Below are 15577 nucleotides of genomic sequence, written 5' to 3'. Positions count from 1 at the left end.
CCGCCGGGAACGGGTCGGCCGGACCCGCTCAGTCCAGGAACGTCGCGGCCAGCGCGTCGGCCAGGCCCGGGACCAGGCTCGCCCCGGTCAGCACCTCGGTCGACGAGTCCTTCTCGCGCAGGCGTACGGCCGACTCCCGCGACCCGTCGCGCAGCACGCCCACGGTGAGCCGCACCTCCTGCCGGTCCGGGTGTGCGGCGACCCACTTGGCCAGCTGCTTGTCGCCCAGTCCCTCCGGTACGGAGGCCTCCGCGGACGGCGGCAGCATCAGCCGCTCCACCGTCAGCGCGCAGCCGACGATCGACGGGGGCCAGGCGATGGTTCCCAGGAACTTGTCCAGCGGCGTGCCCTTCGGCACCTCGTCCTGCTCGATCGGGGTCAGCTGGCTCTTGCCCGCGTCGTCCTGGTCGAGGCCGAGCTGGCTCGCGAGCCGGGGCTCCGACGTGCGGAGCTTGGCGGTGTCGACGAGCGCGAAGAGCCGGGCGGGCTTGTCCCAGCCGAGGGTGGAGGCGTACTCGTCGATCTCGAGGACGGCACGCGTCAGGGGGGTGGCGGCCATCGGAGTGCCGCCCGGGGAAGGCGAAAGGTTGGACATGGACAACATCCTGCCTCCTCTCCACCCGATAACGGGAACTGACTAAAGCCTCAGTAAGTTGAATGAGTGGGCCCTACCATCGGGGGCCCAGCTTGAGAAATGTCAGTAACGAGACTCAGCGACTTTCGAGGTGCGCACCTTGGCTTTCCAGATGCCGGACCGCGGCGGAGGCCCCTCCGGGCCACGGATGAGAGTCGGCCGCCCCTCCCGGCGTGCCCGAACTCTTCTGATGACCTTGGGCGTACTGGCCGTCCTCGGCATGGCGTTCATCATGTTCGCGGGCTTCTGGACGGACTGGCTCTGGTTCCGCTCCGTGAAGTACTCCACCGTCTTCACCACCACCCTGTGGACCAAGATCGGCCTCTTCGCCGTCTTCGGCCTGCTGATGGCGGGTGCCGTCGGGCTGAACATCTGGCTGGCGTACCGGCTGCGGCCGCCGCTGTCCGCGATGTCGATGGAACAGCAGAGCCTCGACCGCTACCGGATGAGCGTCGCCCCGTACAAGAGGTGGCTGCTCCTCGGGATCGCGGCGCTCGTCGGCATGATCGCGGGCGCCTCGGCGGCGGGCCAGTGGAAGACCTGGCTGATGTACGTGAACGGAGTGCCCTTCGGGCAGAAGGACCCCCAGTTCCACCTGGACGTGTCGTTCTACACCTTCGACCTGCCCTGGTACCGCTTCCTGCTCGGCTTCGGCTTCGCCGCGGTCGTGCTGTCGGTGATCGCCGCGGTCGTCGTCCACTACCTGTACGGCGGGCTGCGCGTGACCAGCCCGGGCGCCCGCGCCACCGCCGCGGCGACCGGGCACCTGTCGGTGCTGCTCGGCCTCTTCGTGACGCTCAAGGCGGTCGCGTACTGGCTCGACCGGTACGGCCTCGCCGTGAAGTCCAGCGACTTCAAGGCCGCGGACAACTGGACCGGCCTGCGCTACGTCGACGCGAACGCCTACCTGCCGGCGAAGACGATCCTCGTCGCCATCGCCGCCATCTGCGCCGTGCTCTTCTTCGCGACGCTGTGGCGCCGCACCTGGCAGCTGCCCGTCATCGGCTTCGGCCTGATGGTGCTCTCGGCGATCCTGATCGGCGGGCTCTACCCGGCGATCGTGCAGAAGTTCCAGGTCCAGCCGAACGAGCAGGCCAAGGAATCGCCGTACGTCGAGAAGAACATCAAGGCGACGCGTGACGCGTACGGGATCGACCAGTCCGACGTGAAGGACTACCCGGGCGTCCCGCAGACCGAGGACAAGACCAAGCTGCGGCAGGCGGCCAACACCACGGCCAGCGTCCGGCTCCTCGACCCGAACATCGTCTCCCCGGCTTTCCAACAGCTCCAGCAGGTCAAGGGCTACTACGCCTTCCCGTCCACGCTCGCCGTGGACCGGTACAGCGGCCAGGACACGGTCATCGGGCTGCGCGAGCTGAACATCGGCGGCATCCCGAAGAACAACTGGATCAACGACCACTTCAAGTACACGCACGGCTACGGCGTGGTCGCGGCCAAGGGCACCACCGTGAAGGACGGCGCCCCCGACTTCACGCAGTCCGACCTGCCCTCCAAGGGGATGTTCGGCACGGACTTCGAGCAGCGCGTCTACTACGGCGAGCAGACGAAGCAGTACTCGATCGTCGGCGGACCGCAGAAGGAGCTCGACTACTCGGACGACAAGGGCGAGAAGGAGACGAGCTACAAGGGCGACTCCGGCGTCAACCTCGACAACCCGGTCAACCGGGCGGCGTACGCGCTCGCGTTCAGTGAGCCGCAGATCCTGTACTCCGGCGCCATCGGCGACGGCTCGCGGATCCTCTACCACCGCACGCCCAAGGAGCGCGTCGAGGCCGTCGCCCCGTGGCTGACCATCGACGGCGCCCCGTACCCGGCGGTCATCGACGGCCGGATCAAGTGGATCGTCGACGCGTACACGACGACGAACGGCTACCCGTACGCCTCGCGCACCACGCTGGGCCAGAGCACCGCGGACTCGCTCACCAACAGCCAGCGCGCGGTGGTGGCGCAGGAGAACCAGGTCAACTACATCCGCAACTCGGTCAAGGCCACCGTCGACGCGTACGACGGCACGGTCAGCCTGTACCAGTGGGACACCGAGGACCCGGTCCTGAAGACCTGGATGAAGGCGTTCCCGGGGACGGTCAAGCCCAAGAGCGACATCTCCAAGCCGCTCATGGACCACCTGCGCTACCCGCAGGACCTCTTCAAGGTCCAGCGCGAGCTGCTCACCCGGTACCACGTCACGGACCCGCAGACCTTCCTCAGCGGCAGTGAGGCCTGGGCCGTCCCGGACGACCCGACGACCAAGGCCGGCACGGCGGTCCCGCCGTACTACCTGTCGATGAAGATGCCGGACCAGAAGGAGAAGGACCAGGTCTTCTCCCTCACGACGACGTTCACGCCGAACGAGCGGGACAACCTGAGCGCCTTCATGGCGGTCAACGCCGATCCGGGCACCCCGGACTACGGCAAGATCAGAATCCTGAAGCTGCCGACCAGCAAGCCGGTCGACGGCCCCAAGCAGGTGCAGAGCAAGTTCCAGTCCGAGCCGAAGATCGCCGAGTCGATCCGGCTGCTGCGCGGCGGCGACTCCGAGGTGGAGTACGGCAACCTGCTCGCGGTGCCGCTGGACGGCGGGATGCTGTACGTGGAGCCGGTGTACGTGCGCAGTTCGGGGCTGAAGTACCCGCTGCTGCGCAAGGTGCTGGTGACGTACGGCGGCCAGACCGCGTTCGAGGACTCCCTGGAGAAGGCGCTGAACGTGGTCTTCGGAGCCGAGGCGCCGACGGTGCCCACGACTCCGGTGACCCCGCCCGGCGAGGGCACCACCACACCGCCGACCGCCACGGACCCGACGGTCAAGACGGCCCTCGACGATGCCAAGAAGGCGATCGAGGCAGCCGAGAAGGCCCGTCAGGCAGGCGATTGGGCGGCCTTCGGCAAGGCCCAGGACGACATCAAGGCGGCGCTGCAGCGGGCGATCGACGCGGAGGCGAAGCTGACGGCCCCGAAGCCGGGCGGCTGACGGTAATGGCTCAGTCCCGCGTCGTGATACTGTGGTTTCACCGACGCGGGGTGGAGCAGCTCGGTAGCTCGCTGGGCTCATAACCCAGAGGTCGCAGGTTCAAATCCTGTCCCCGCTACTGAAGATGAAGGCCCGGATCCATGGGATCCGGGCCTTCGTCATGTCCTGGTTCATCAGGTCATTCGTCATGTCCAGGGGGACACGCGGGGGTCATGAGGTAACTGAGACGGGTGAGTTGGGGTGGGAGCGTGTTTGACTTATCTCTCTGTGGGCATGTCGACAAAACGCTGTAGTGACCTCACAGGCTGCGACATACCAGGTGTACGCGGGTAGCAGGTGATGCGACGATGGGATTTATGGGGGACAGGTCAACTCTGCTGGAGACAGGGCGGTTTGTGAGGGCGGAAGTCGAATCGGGCGCAGAGGCCAACGAGGAGGCTCCGGTCGTTAACGCGCAGACCGCACTGACCGATGCGGATTTCGCGGAGGAAATGTTCGCCGAGACCGACCCGGCGAGCGACACCGAGCTGGAAGCACGGCACCGGGTCGCGGCCGACCGGGGGGACCCGGGCGCGATGAGCGTGCTCGGGGCGCTGCTGCTGCGCCGCGGCGACCTGGCCGGCGCCGAGCCGTACCTGCGCGGCGCCACCGCGGAGGGGGACCGTGCCGCCGCGAACAACCTCGGCGTGCTCCTGCTCCAGCGCGGCTACCCCGAGGAGGCCGCCGGCTGGTGGCGGGTCGCCGCCGTCGCCGGATCCGCCCCGGCCGCACATGCACTGGGCCGCCACTTCCGCGAGCGCGGGGACGAGCCCGCCGCCGAGTACTGGCTGCGCCAGGCGGCCGAATCCGGCCATGCCCTGGGCGCGTACGGGCTCGCCGACCTGCTGGAGCACCGCGGCGACAAGGGCGTCGAGCGCTGGCTGCGCCAGGCTGCCGAGCAGGGGCACCGCGAGGCCGCGTACCGGCTGGCCCGGCACCTGCGCAAGGGCGACCCCGCCGAGGCCGAGCAGTGGTACCGGCAGGCCGCCGCGCGCGGGCACCGGCGGGCCGCACTGCACCTGGGCGCCCTGCTGGAGGCGCGCGGGGAGCTCAAGGAGGCCGGGCGCTGGTACCTGACCTCCGCCAAGCAGGGCGAGGCGCGGGCGGCGTGCGCGCTCGGCTTCCTGCTGCGCGACGCCGGCGACGAGGAGAGCGCCGTCGCGTGGTGGAACCGGGCCGCCCAGGACGGCGACGGGAACGCCGCCAATGCGCTGGGCGCGCTGCACGCCGCGCGGGGGGAGACCCAGACCGCGGAGAAGTGGTACCGCACCGCCATGGACGCAGGCGACCAGAACGGGGCGTACAACCTTGCTTTGCTGTGCGCCGCACAGGAGCGGACCGCGCAGGCCGAGCAGTGGTACCGGCGGGCGGCCTACGCGGGCCACCGCGAGGCGGCCAACGCCCTCGCGATCATGCTGTTGCAGGTCGGTGACGCGGCGGGGGCCGAACCGTGGTTCTCGAAGGCGGCCGAGGCGGGCAGCGTCGACGCCGCGTTCAACCTCGGGATCCTGTTCGCGAGCCGGGACGAGGACCGGACGGCGCTGAAGTGGTACGAGCGGGCCGCATCGGCGGGCCACACCGACGCGGCGCTGCAGGTCGGCATCGCGCTGGTCCGCGACGGGGAGGACCGGGCGGCCGAGCGGCACCTGCGCTGCGCCGCGGGCGGCGGCAGCGCGGAGGCGGCGTTCCGGCTGGCCGCGCTGCTGGAATCGCTGGCTCCGCCGCCGGAGCCGGTGGCGCTGGGCGAGCCGGTCGGCGGGGCCCCGCGCACCGAGAGCGAGGAGTGGTACGAGCGGGCAGCGGAGCTGGGGCACCGGCGTGCGCAGGTCCGGGTCGGGATGCTGGCCGCTGCGCGGGGCGATCTGGCGGTCGCGGCGCGGTGGTACCGGGAGGCGGCCGAGGCCGGCTCCCGGAACGGGGCGTTCAACCTCGGGCTGCTGCTCGCCCGCGAGGGGAACGAGCCGGAGGCCGCGTTGTGGTGGACCCGGGCCGCGGTGGCCGGCCACGGCCGGGCGGCGCTGCGGCTGGGGCTCCTCGCTGCGCGGCACGGGGATCTGGCGGAGGGGCAGAAGTGGTGCGTCCGGGCCATGGAGCTGGGGCCGGCGGAGGTCTCCGAGCGGGCCGCTCGGCTCCGCGAAGCCCTCGCCGAGGAGCTCTCCGCCTGACCCGTGGCCGGGGCCGGATCGGGGCCCCATCGTTAAGCGATTTGCATCTGTCGGGAGGCGTCGCGTAAAGTCGTGTTTACCGACGCGGGGTGGAGCAGCTCGGTAGCTCGCTGGGCTCATAACCCAGAGGTCGCAGGTTCAAATCCTGTCCCCGCTACTGAAGACTGAAGGCCCGGATCCCCTGGATCCGGGCCTTCAGTCGTTTCACGACAAAAAAGACGGGCCCGGGAGCATCGCTCCCGGGCCCGTCTTCGTTCGTCGTTCGTCACGCCCCCGCGCAGGACGGGCACAGGCCCCGGTACGTCACCTCGACCGCGGACACCACGAAGCCGAAGCGCTCCGCGTCCGGGAGGTCGGCCAGCGGGTTGCCCGACGGGTGCACGTCGCGGATCGCGCCGCACTGGGCGCAGACCAGGTGCTGGTGGGGCTTGTGGGCGTTCGGGTCGTACCGCTTGGCACGGCGGTCCGTGGAGACCTCCAGGACCTCGCCGAGGGACACGAGCTCGCCCAGCGTGTTGTAGACGGTGGCGCGCGAGATCTCCGGCAGCTTGTCCACCGCCCGGGCGTGCACCTCGTCGGCCGTCAGGTGAACGTGGTCACCGTCGAGCACCTCGGCCACGACACGCCGCTGTGCGGTCATGCGCCATCCGCGTCCGCGAAGTCGTTCCAGCAGGTCACTCATGGACACCAGCCTAACAGCGAGGGGATTCGGTGTAACTCCCGAACCTGTGCGGAATTAGATCCTTACTTGACTTAGACAAAGTCCATCATAGGATCGAGTACGGCAAAGGCCAAGGACAGGACACGCAAGGAATGACGCAGGAGGCGCACGTGACGCAGGGACCGCTCACCACGGAGGCCGGGGCTCCGGTCGCCGACAACCAGAACAGCGAGACGGCCGGCGTCGGAGGTCCCGTTCTGGTCCAGGACCAGCTGCTCCTCGAGAAGCTGGCGCACTTCAACCGCGAGCGCATCCCGGAGCGCGTGGTGCACGCCCGCGGCGCCGGTGCGTACGGCACCTTCACCCTCACCCGTGACGTCTCGCAGTGGACCCGGGCGAAGTTCCTGTCCGAGGTCGGCAAGCAGACCGAGACCTTCCTGCGCTTCTCCACCGTCGCGGGCAACCTCGGTGCGGCCGACGCGGTGCGCGACCCCCGCGGCTGGGCGCTGAAGTTCTACACCGAAGAGGGCAACTACGACCTCGTCGGCAACAACACCCCGGTGTTCTTCATCAAGGACGCCATCAAGTTCCCCGACTTCATCCACACCCAGAAGCGCGACCCGTACACCGGCTCGCAGGAGGCGGACAACGTCTGGGACTTCTGGGGTCTGTCGCCCGAGTCCACCCACCAGGTGACCTGGCTGTTCGGCGACCGCGGCATCCCGGCGTCCTACCGCCACATGAACGGCTACGGCTCGCACACGTTCCAGTGGAACAACGAGGCCGGCGAGGTCTTCTGGGTCAAGTACCACTTCAAGACCGACCAGGGCATCAAGAACCTCACCCAGGCCGAGGCCAACCGGCTCGCCGGTGAGGACCCCGACTCGCACCAGCGCGACCTGCGCGAGTCCATCGAGCGCGGCGAGTTCCCGACCTGGACCGTGCAGGTCCAGATCATGCCGGCGGCGGACGCGGCCGAGTACCGCTTCAACCCGTTCGACCTCACCAAGGTGTGGCCGCACGAGGACTACCCGCCGGTCGAGATCGGCAAGCTGGAGCTCAACCGCAACCCGGAGAACGTCTTCGCCGAGGTCGAGCAGAGCATATTCAGTCCGGCGCACTTCGTCCCCGGCATAGGCCCGTCCCCGGACAAGATGCTTCAGGGCCGCCTCTTCGCGTACGGCGACGCCCACCGCTACCGCGTCGGCATCAACGCCGACCACCTGCCGGTGAACCGCCCGCACGCCACCGAGGCGCGCACCAACTCCCGTGACGGCTTCCTGTACGACGGCCGCCACAAGGGCGCGAAGAACTACGAGCCGAACAGCTTCGGCGGCCCCTTCCAGACGGACCGTCCGCTGTGGCAGTCCGCCGCGGTCACCGGCGGTACGGGCAACCATGCCGCCCCGGTGCACTCCGAGGACAGCGACTTCGTCCAGGCGGGCAACCTCTACCGCCTGATGTCCGAGGACGAGAAGTCCCGTCTGATCGAGAACCTGTCCGGCTTCATCGCCAAGGTCTCCCGTGACGATCTCGCCGAGCGCGCGATCAACAACTTCCGCCAGGCGGACGGTGACTTCGGCAAGCGGCTGGAGGCTGCGGTCCAGGCCCTCCGCGGCTGATTCCCCGCTCGCCGAGAGCTGAAGGGCCGGACCCCGACGGGGTCCGGCCCTCCGGCTTGCGCCGGTGCGTACGGGTGCTACGCCGGTACGGTGCTGCGCCGCGCCGGTACCCAGCAGCGGATGACGTCGCGCACGGACACGATGCCGACGGGCCCGCCGTGCTCCAGCACGATCAGATGGCGGAAGCCGCCGTGGACCATCGCCTCGGCGGCCTCCTGGACGGTGGCCTGCGGGGTGCAGAACACCACGTTGTTGGTGGTGTGCGCGCCCACGGACTCCCGGTCGGGATCGTGTCCCGCGCCGATGGAGTTGAGGATGTCGCGTTCGGTCAGGATGCCGATTCCGCTGTGGTCGGGATCGAGGACGACGGCTGCGCCGACCCGTCGGCCGGACATCAGGCAGGCCGCCTGCCGGAGGGTGTGGGCGGGTCCGAGGGTGAGGATCACGGTGCTCATGGCGTCACGGACGAGCATGAAGAGAGCCACCTCCTGGGGAGAGTCCCTCCGCTTGGGTGGGTGCACCCGGTGAAGGTCCGCACCGAACGGGCACGGAACTTAGAGAAGGCCTTCACAAGCGCACAAGCGGATGGAGTCTCAGATTCCCATGGACACGGAGGGTCATCAAGAGGGCGCACCCGGTTGTCCGGGTGCAGGGCCCGGACGGCTCAGGCGCGCGGGCGCAGATATCCCAGCATCTCCTCGTGCAACAGCCCGTTCGAGGCCGCCGCGTTCCCGCCGTGCACGCCCTCCGCGCCGTCCAGGTCGGTGAACCGGCCGCCCGCCTCCTGGACCACGACCGCGATGGCCGCCATGTCCCACAGGTTCAGCTCCGGCTCGGCGCACAGGTCCAGCGAGCCCTCCGCGACCATCATGTACGGCCAGAAGTCGCCGTAGCCGCGGGTCCGCCAGCACTGCCGGGTCAGGTCCAGGAACCCGGCGAGCCGGCCCTGCTCCTCCCAGCCGCCCAGCGAGGAGTACGCGAAGGAGGCGTCGCCCAGGGTGCCCACCTTCGAGACCCCGAGCGGTACGGGTGTACCGCCCAGCGCACCGCCGGCGTACGCGCCCCCGCCCTGCGCCGCCCACCAGCGGCGGCCCAGCGCCGGCGCCGAGACCACGCCGACCACCGGCCGGAAGACCCCGTCGGCATCCTCCGCCATCAGCGAGATCAGCGTGGCCCAGACCGGGACGCCGCGCACGTAGTTCTTCGTACCGTCGATCGGGTCCACGACCCAGCGGCGCGGACCGCTGCCCTTGAGGCCGTACTCCTCGCCCAGGATGGCGTCGGCGGGCCGCGCGGCCTCGATCCCGGCCCGGACGATCTCCTCGGCGGCCTTGTCCGCCTCGCTCACCGGGGTCATGTCCGGCTTCGTCTCGACCTTCAGGTCGAGCGCGCGGAAACGCTGCATCGTGGCGGCGTCCGCCGCATCGGCGAGCTCAAGGGCAAGGCGGAGGTCATCGTCATACTCGGGCATGGCCGAACAGTATCGGGACTCCCCCGACCCGGCGAACGGCGTCCACGGAGCGACCGGCAGGCGCCCTTGACAGGATCTGTCGGTCCGTCAACTCTGGCGGGAAAGCCGAGCGGGGAAGTCGAGCGGGGAGGCGCGGATGCCGGCAGCCCGGGAGTCCTTGCTGGAAGCGGCGGGAGCGGCGCTGTTGGCGCGCCCCTGGCCGTCCGTGCGGATGGTCGACGTGGCGGCCACCGCCGGGGTGTCCCGGCAGACCCTCTACAACGAGTTCGGCGGCAAGGCGGGCCTGGGCCGGGCCCTGGTGCGCCGCGAGGCGGACTGGTACCTCGAAGGGGTGGACCGGGTCCTGCGCTCCCCGGCCGGGGCCGCCGAGCGCCTCGCCTCGGTCGCGGAGTGGACCGTACGGGCGGCCCGCGCGCGTCCCCTCGTACGGGCCCTGCTGACGGGGTGCTGGGACGGGAACTTACCGATGCCGCCCGGGCAGGGAGTGCGGCCGGGCGTACCGGTCCCGGGGCCCGGGGAGCTGGCCCGGGCCGTCCGCGACCGGGCGTCGGTGGCGCTCACCCAGGGGGAAGGGGCGCAGCGGTGCGAGCTCGCCGTGCGCCTCGCGCTGTCCTACGTGATAGCCCCCGGCGAGGAGCCGGGGCTCGGTGAGCTGATGCGGCTGCTGCGCCTGCTCAGTGAGCCGAACCGGACAGCTGGAGGCCGATGACGCCCAGGATGACCAGCGAGATCGAGACGAGTTTGAGGGTCGAGACCAGATCGCCGAGGAAGACCATGCCGTAGATGGCCGTCCCCGCGGCCCCGATGCCCGTCCACACCGCATAGGCCGGGCCCACGTCCAGTTTCTTCAGAGCCAGGGTCAGCAGCCCGAAGCTGCCGAGCGCGAACGCGGCGAAGGCGATGGTCGGCCACAGCCGGGTGAACCCGTGGGACAGCTTGAGGCAGACCGCGAAACCGGTCTCCAGGATTCCGGCGACGACCACCAGCAGCCACGCCATGGCGCATGCCTCCCCGCGTCAGGTGACGTCATGTCACGTGGTGCGATTATGCATTTACCAGACGTGGTGCCCGGCAAACCCCGCTGGACGATCAGTCTCCTTCGCGGCGCTCGCGGGTCTGGAGCAGCCGACGCAGCGAGTACAGACGCGCCGGATCCGCGTGGCCGTCCTCCACCCACTTGTCGAGCGCGCAGTCCTGCTCGTCGTGGCTGCAGGCCCGCGGGCAGCCCTCCGTACCGGGAACCAGTTCCGGGAAGGCCAGGATCACCCGGGACGGGTCCACGTGGTGCAGGCCGAACGAGCGCACGCCCGGGGTGTCGATGACCCAGCCGTCGCCGCCCGGCAGCGGCAGTGCGAGCGCCGAGGTGGTGGTGTGCCGGCCGCGGCCGGTCACCGCGTTGACGTGCCCGGTGGCGCGCTGGCGGCCCTCGGCGACCAGCGAGTTCACCAGGGTGGTCTTGCCGACGCCCGAGTGGCCGACGAAGGCGGTGATCCGGCCGTTCAGGCGCTCGCGCACCCGGTCGGCGGCGTCGCCGCTCGCCAGCTCCTCGCGGTTGGTGACCACGTAGTTCAGGCCGAACGTGGAGTAGATCTCCAGGATCTTGTCCGGCGAGGTCAGGTCCGACTTCGTGAGCACCAGCAGCGGCTCCAGCCCGGCGTCGTACGCGGCCACCAGACAGCGGTCGATCATCCGGGGCCGCGGCTCCGGGTCGGCCAGCGCCGTGACGATCGCCAGCTGGTCCGCGTTGGCGACGACCACCCGCTCGTACGGGTCGTCGTCGTCCGCGGTGCGCCGCAGGACGGACTTGCGCTCCTCGATCCGCACGATCCGCGCGAGGGTGTCCTTCTTGCCGGTCAGGTCGCCCACGATCCAGACCCGGTCACCGACGACCGCCGCCTTGCGGCCCAGCTCACGGGCCTTCATCGCGTGGATCGTGCGGCCGTCGACCAGGCAGGTCAGCCGGCCGCGGTCTACGGTCAGGACGAACCCCTCGGCCGCGTCCTCGTGCTTGGGCCGGATGGTGGTCCGGGGCCGGTTGCCCTTGGGGTTGGGCCGCTGGCGGATGTCGTCCTCGTCGGTGTGCTTGCCGTACCTGCGCATGACGGGCCCTACGCTCCCGCTCCCGAGAGCATGTCGGCCCACATCCTGGGGAAGTCCGGCAGGGTCTTCGCGGTCGTCGCCACGTTCTCGATCTCCACGCCCCCCACCGCCAGCCCGATCACCGCGCCCGCGGTGGCCATCCGGTGGTCGTCGTACGTGTGGAACACGCCGCCGTGCAGCGGGCGCGGGCGGATGTGCAGGCCGTCGGCGGTCTCGGTGACCTCGCCGCCGAGCCCGTTGATCTCCGCGGTCAGCGCCGCCAGCCGGTCCGTCTCGTGCAGCCGCAGGTGCGCGACCCCGCGCAGGGTGGACGGGGAGTCGGCCAGTGCCGCCACGGCCGCGATGCCCGGGGTCAGTTCGCCGACCTCGCTCAGGTCCACGTCGATGCCGTGGATCTTGCCGCTGCCGGTGAAGACCAGGCCCGCGTCGGTCAGCTCGCAGGAGCCGCCCATCTCGGTGAAGATCCGGCGCAGCTCGTCGCCCGGCTGGGTGGTGCGGCGCGGCCAGTCCGGGATCGTGACCGTCCCGCCGGTGATCAGGGCCGCCGCCAGGAACGGCTGCGCGTTCGACAGGTCCGGCTCCACGACCATGTCGCGGCCCAGCAGGGCGCTCGGCGAGACCCGCCACACGTTCGGCTCGCCGCCCGCCTCGGGGGTGTCGACCTGGGCGCCCGCCGCGCGCAGCATCTCCACCGTCATCCGGATGTGCGGCATCGACGGCAGGGCGGTGCCCACGTGCCGGACCTCGACGCCCTGGTTGAAGCGCGGCCCGGAGAGCAGCAGCGCCGAGACGAACTGCGAGGAGTTGGAGGCGTCGATCTCGACGACGCCGCCCTCCAGGGCCCCGCCGCCCTGGACCGTCAGGGGGAGCGCGCCCCGGCCGTCGTCGTCGATCCGGGCACCGAGGGTGCGCAGGGCGCTGATGACCTGGCCGAGCGGGCGCTCGTAGGAACGCGGGTCGCCGTCGAAGCGGATGTCGCCGGCGGCCAGGGTGGCGACGGGCGGCAGGAAACGCATGACCGTGCCCGCGTTGCCGACGTCGACCGTGGCCGGGCCGTGCAGGGCGGCCGGGATGATCCGCCAGGCCTCGCCGCCGGAGCCGTCGCCGGAGCTGGAGGAGGCGGTCTCCTCGATGCCGACGCCCAGCGCGCGCAGCGCGTCCGCCATCAGCCGGGAGTCGCGCGAGCGCAGCGGGCGGCGCACCCAGCCCGGCTCTGCGGCGAGCGCGGCGAGGACGAGGGCGCGGTTGGTGACCGACTTCGACCCGGGCACGGTGACGGTGGCGTGGACGGTGCCGTCGGCGAGCGGAGCGGGCCAGAGGGCGTGGAGCGCGGGAGTCTCGGTCATGGCCCCCACTTTAGTGGCTCCTCCCGGCCCCAGATCTTGATCGAGCCGCCGGAGCGGGGCCGGGCGGGGTCCGTCTCAGAGGTTGAGAAGCCAGCGCCCGCCGCCGATGAGCGAGCACAGCGCGACGGCGTGGAACATGAGCAGCCAGGCCACCGGGTGGACGTGGGTGAGCCGCCCCAGCTGGTCCGCGTCGGAATCCGGCGCCCCGCCGTGCCGGCGCTGGGCCCCCAGCTCGAAGACCGGCCGTACGGCGCCCATCAGCAGGAACCACACCACCAGGTACGCGAAGGCCGCCTGGACCTCGGCCGTGGCGAGCCAGGAGACCAGGACGAACGCGGCGCCGACCAGCACCACCATCAGGGCGCCGTACGCGTTCCGGATCATCACCAGCATCGCGAGCAGCAGCGCCGTGGCCGCCCACAGCAGCAGCGTGATCCGGTGCGCCGACAGCAGCGCGGCCCCGCCGAGCCCGAGCAGCGCGGGCGCCGGGTACCCGGCGGCGGCGGTCAGGATCATCCCGGGCCCGGTCGCCTTGCCGACGCTGACGGTGACGCCGCTGGTGTCGGAGTGCAGCCGGATCCCGTCCAGCTTCCGTCCGGTCAGCCGGGCCACCAGCCCATGGCCCCCCTCGTGGGCGATGGTCACGGCGTTGCGGGACAGCCGCCACAGCGGGCGCAGTCCCACGGCGGCCAGCGCGACCACGCCCGTCACGATCACCAGCCACAGGGCCGGCGGGGTCTGTATGCCGGTCAGCCGGTCCCACAGGCCGGCGGTCGTGGTGCTGTCCATAGAGTGGCGGACTCCTTGCGGTGGTGGGCGGGTGGGATGGCAGTGTGGCAGCCATGTGCGGAAGGTATGCAGCGAGTCGTAGGCCCGAGGACCTGGTGGAGGCCTTCGGCATCGAGCGGTGGGAGCCGGAGGAGACCCTGGCACCCGACTGGAACGTGGCGCCGACGAAGGAGGTCCACGTCGTCCTCGACCGTCCTGTGAAGGACGCTCCGGATCCGCGTCCGGTTCGTCAGCTGCGCACCGTGAAGTGGGGGCTCGTCCCCTCCTGGGCCAAGAACCCCGACGGCGCCGCCCGGATGATCAACGCCCGGTCCGAGACGCTGGCCGAGAAGCCGTCCTTCCGCCGGCCCTTCGCGCAGCGCCGCTGCATCGTCCCCGCCGACGGCTACTACGAGTGGGTCACCGCCCACGACGAGCGGCAGCTCGAGGTCGAGGGCAAGAAGAAGCGGGCCCGCAAGCAGCCCTACTTCGTGCTCCCCGCCGACGGCTCGGTCTTCGCCATGGCCGGGATATACGAGTTCTGGCGCGACCCGACCCTACCCGGCGACCACCCGCAGGCCTGGTGGGCGACCTGCTCGGTGATCACCGCCGAGGCCGAGACCGGGCCGCTGGCCGTGGCCCCGGCCGAGGGCCCTGCCTCGCTCGCCGAGATCCACCCCCGGATGCCGCTGATGCTGACCCCGGACCGCTGGGACGCCTGGCTGGACCCGGACCGCACCGACACCGACGGACTCCAGGCCCTGCTCACACCGCCGCCGGGCGGGCTGATGCGCGCGTACCCGGTGTCCACGGCCGTCAGCAACGTCCGCAACAACGGGCCGGAGCTGCTCGACGAGCTGGCCGCGCCGGAGGAGTGCACGCTGTTCTGACCCGTGCAGGATGGGTCCATGACCACCCGTAAGCGTACCGAGAGCGTCGACACTCCGGCGGGCGAGGCCCGCATCACCTGGCATCCCGCACCCGCCCGCACGGCCCGCCTCGTACTGGCCGTCAGCCACGGCGCCGGCGGCGGGACCGAGGCCCGTGACCTCCAGGCGCTGGCCGCCGCCCTGCCCGCGCAGGGGGTCACGGTGGCGCTGGTCGAGCAGCCGTGGCGGGTCGCCGGGAAGAAGGTGGCCGCCGCGCCCAAGGTGCTCGACGAGGGCTGGCGGGGCCTGTGGCCGGCGCTGGCCGAGCCCGGTCTGCCCGTCGTGGCGGGCGGGCGCAGCGCCGGGGCCCGGGTGGCCTGCCGGACCGCCGCCGAGCTGGGGGCGGCCGGGGTGCTGGCGCTGGCGTTCCCGCTGCACCCGCCGGGCCGGCCCGAGAAGTCCCGGGCCGGGGAGCTGACCGGCGCCGGGCGGCCCACCCTGGTCGTCCAGGGCGGCCGGGACCCTTTCGGGCGGCCCGAGGAGTTCCCGCCGCCGACCGCGCAGGCGGTGTACGAACTGGTGGAGGTCCCGCACGCCGATCACGGCTTCGCGGTGCCGAAGAAGGCCGGTCCGACCCAGGAGGAGACCCTCGAGGCGATCACCGGGGCCGTCGCCGCATGGCTCGCCGGACTTCCCCTCTGACGTGATCCCGATCACCTTTCGGAGCCTGCCCGGCAGAGGCCGCAAACCCCGGGAATGCGCGGCCCCGCCCTTCTGTTGTGCCGGATGTCGGAAACGCACGGGAAATCGTCGGAGGAGAGGGAGCGCATGACCCAGGTCATCAGCCAGCACCGTCCGCAGGCGGCAGGCCTGGACTGGACGGTCCTGCCCGGGCCCAAGCGCAGCCTGCTTC

14 protein-coding genes and 2 tRNA genes are annotated in these 15577 nt (G+C 71.1%); 8 read left to right on the top strand and 8 right to left on the bottom strand.

Going from position 1 to position 15577, the window contains the following annotated elements:
* Positions 1-28 precede the first annotated feature (28 nt).
* A complete protein-coding gene (locus tag OHT74_RS13495) occupies positions 29-604 on the bottom strand; it encodes a PPA1309 family protein (RefSeq protein ID WP_266663971.1) in 576 nt (191 codons plus the stop codon).
* Positions 605-746: 142 nt separating this feature from the next.
* Here OHT74_RS13495 and OHT74_RS13490 point away from each other — a divergent pair, with 142 nt between their 5' ends.
* From OHT74_RS13490 to OHT74_RS13475, 4 genes are all read left to right on the top strand, one after another.
* The gene (locus OHT74_RS13490) at positions 747-3623 is read left to right on the top strand and encodes a UPF0182 family membrane protein (protein ID WP_328623312.1); all 2877 of its coding nucleotides are present in this window, start codon (positions 747-749) and stop codon (positions 3621-3623) included.
* A gap of 44 nt (positions 3624-3667) precedes the next feature.
* Positions 3668-3741, top strand: a tRNA-Met gene (locus OHT74_RS13485).
* A gap of 238 nt (positions 3742-3979) precedes the next feature.
* The gene (locus tag OHT74_RS13480; protein WP_443047376.1) at positions 3980-5827 is read left to right on the top strand and encodes a tetratricopeptide repeat protein; all 1848 of its coding nucleotides are present in this window, start codon (positions 3980-3982) and stop codon (positions 5825-5827) included.
* Positions 5828-5910: 83 nt separating this feature from the next.
* A tRNA-Met gene (locus tag OHT74_RS13475) sits at positions 5911-5984 on the top strand.
* 108 nt (positions 5985-6092) lie between these two features.
* On the opposite strand, the gene OHT74_RS13470 is transcribed toward OHT74_RS13475, so the two are convergent.
* Positions 6093-6509, bottom strand: coding sequence for a Fur family transcriptional regulator (locus tag OHT74_RS13470; protein WP_266663964.1), 417 nt, complete (start codon positions 6507-6509; stop codon positions 6093-6095).
* A gap of 131 nt (positions 6510-6640) precedes the next feature.
* Between OHT74_RS13470 and OHT74_RS13465 the strand changes: the two genes are divergently transcribed.
* Positions 6641-8110, top strand: a complete 1470-nt coding sequence (locus OHT74_RS13465) for a catalase (protein WP_266663961.1) — start codon at positions 6641-6643, stop codon at positions 8108-8110.
* 77 nt (positions 8111-8187) lie between these two features.
* Here the strand turns inward: OHT74_RS13465 and OHT74_RS13460 are convergent, their stop codons facing one another.
* Entirely contained in the window at positions 8188-8583 is a 396-nt protein-coding gene (locus OHT74_RS13460) for a CBS domain-containing protein (RefSeq protein WP_053784601.1), read from the bottom strand.
* Between the two features lie 191 nt (positions 8584-8774).
* The gene (hisN, locus tag OHT74_RS13455) at positions 8775-9581 is read right to left on the bottom strand and encodes a histidinol-phosphatase (RefSeq protein WP_328620357.1); all 807 of its coding nucleotides are present in this window, start codon (positions 9579-9581) and stop codon (positions 8775-8777) included.
* Between the two features lie 136 nt (positions 9582-9717).
* On the opposite strand from hisN, the gene OHT74_RS13450 reads away from it, so the two are divergent.
* Entirely contained in the window at positions 9718-10290 is a 573-nt protein-coding gene (locus OHT74_RS13450; RefSeq protein ID WP_328620356.1) for a TetR/AcrR family transcriptional regulator, read from the top strand.
* Here the strand turns inward: OHT74_RS13450 and OHT74_RS13445 are convergent.
* The 4 genes from OHT74_RS13445 to OHT74_RS13430 form a co-directional block, all read right to left on the bottom strand.
* Positions 10256-10579 carry a DMT family transporter gene (locus OHT74_RS13445; protein WP_030153546.1) on the bottom strand — a complete coding sequence of 108 codons (324 nt, stop codon included), beginning with the start codon at positions 10577-10579 and terminating at the stop codon, positions 10256-10258. The two genes, OHT74_RS13450 and OHT74_RS13445, sit on opposite strands and share 35 nt — an antisense overlap.
* Before the next feature lie 91 nt (positions 10580-10670).
* Positions 10671-11681, bottom strand: a complete 1011-nt coding sequence (gene rsgA / locus OHT74_RS13440; RefSeq protein ID WP_266663953.1) for a ribosome small subunit-dependent GTPase A — start codon at positions 11679-11681, stop codon at positions 10671-10673.
* Positions 11682-11689: 8 nt separating this feature from the next.
* Positions 11690-13027: a 3-phosphoshikimate 1-carboxyvinyltransferase gene (gene aroA / locus OHT74_RS13435; protein ID WP_328620355.1), complete on the bottom strand. Its 1338-nt coding sequence runs from the start codon at positions 13025-13027 to the stop codon at positions 11690-11692.
* Positions 13028-13102: 75 nt separating this feature from the next.
* Positions 13103-13816, bottom strand: a complete 714-nt coding sequence (locus OHT74_RS13430) for a M50 family metallopeptidase (protein ID WP_266663949.1) — start codon at positions 13814-13816, stop codon at positions 13103-13105.
* A 53-nt stretch (positions 13817-13869) separates the two neighbouring features.
* Here OHT74_RS13430 and OHT74_RS13425 point away from each other — a divergent pair, with 53 nt between their 5' ends.
* Positions 13870-14685, top strand: coding sequence for an SOS response-associated peptidase (locus OHT74_RS13425; RefSeq protein ID WP_328620354.1), 816 nt, complete (start codon positions 13870-13872; stop codon positions 14683-14685).
* Positions 14686-14703: 18 nt separating this feature from the next.
* Positions 14704-15366: an alpha/beta hydrolase family protein gene (locus OHT74_RS13420; protein ID WP_328620353.1), complete on the top strand. Its 663-nt coding sequence runs from the start codon at positions 14704-14706 to the stop codon at positions 15364-15366.
* Positions 15367-15577 lie beyond the last annotated feature (211 nt).

The organism is Streptomyces sp. NBC_00354 (genome assembly GCF_036106915.1).
Lineage (GTDB): Bacteria > Actinomycetota > Actinomycetes > Streptomycetales > Streptomycetaceae > Streptomyces.
The sequence above is the reverse complement of the archived record's forward strand: the minus strand, read 5'-3'. Positions and strand labels throughout refer to the sequence as shown.

Excerpts from the sequence above, each read along its gene's own strand:
- OHT74_RS13495 (WP_266663971.1), bottom strand. The coding sequence starts at position 604 with ATGTTGTCCATGTCCAACCTTTCGCCTTCCCCGGGCGGCACTCCGATG.
- OHT74_RS13490 (WP_328623312.1), top strand. The coding sequence starts at position 747 with ATGCCGGACCGCGGCGGAGGCCCCTCCGGGCCACGGATGAGAGTCGGC.
- OHT74_RS13480 (WP_443047376.1), top strand. The coding sequence starts at position 3,980 with ATGGGGGACAGGTCAACTCTGCTGGAGACAGGGCGGTTTGTGAGGGCG.
- OHT74_RS13470 (WP_266663964.1), bottom strand. The coding sequence starts at position 6,509 with ATGAGTGACCTGCTGGAACGACTTCGCGGACGCGGATGGCGCATGACC.
- OHT74_RS13465 (WP_266663961.1), top strand. The coding sequence starts at position 6,641 with ATGACGCAGGAGGCGCACGTGACGCAGGGACCGCTCACCACGGAGGCC.
- OHT74_RS13460 (WP_053784601.1), bottom strand. The coding sequence starts at position 8,583 with ATGCTCGTCCGTGACGCCATGAGCACCGTGATCCTCACCCTCGGACCC.
- hisN (WP_328620357.1), bottom strand. The coding sequence starts at position 9,581 with ATGCCCGAGTATGACGATGACCTCCGCCTTGCCCTTGAGCTCGCCGAT.
- OHT74_RS13450 (WP_328620356.1), top strand. The coding sequence starts at position 9,718 with ATGCCGGCAGCCCGGGAGTCCTTGCTGGAAGCGGCGGGAGCGGCGCTG.
- OHT74_RS13445 (WP_030153546.1), bottom strand. The coding sequence starts at position 10,579 with ATGGCGTGGCTGCTGGTGGTCGTCGCCGGAATCCTGGAGACCGGTTTC.
- rsgA (WP_266663953.1), bottom strand. The coding sequence starts at position 11,681 with ATGCGCAGGTACGGCAAGCACACCGACGAGGACGACATCCGCCAGCGG.
- aroA (WP_328620355.1), bottom strand. The coding sequence starts at position 13,027 with ATGACCGAGACTCCCGCGCTCCACGCCCTCTGGCCCGCTCCGCTCGCC.
- OHT74_RS13430 (WP_266663949.1), bottom strand. The coding sequence starts at position 13,816 with ATGGACAGCACCACGACCGCCGGCCTGTGGGACCGGCTGACCGGCATA.
- OHT74_RS13425 (WP_328620354.1), top strand. The coding sequence starts at position 13,870 with ATGTGCGGAAGGTATGCAGCGAGTCGTAGGCCCGAGGACCTGGTGGAG.
- OHT74_RS13420 (WP_328620353.1), top strand. The coding sequence starts at position 14,704 with ATGACCACCCGTAAGCGTACCGAGAGCGTCGACACTCCGGCGGGCGAG.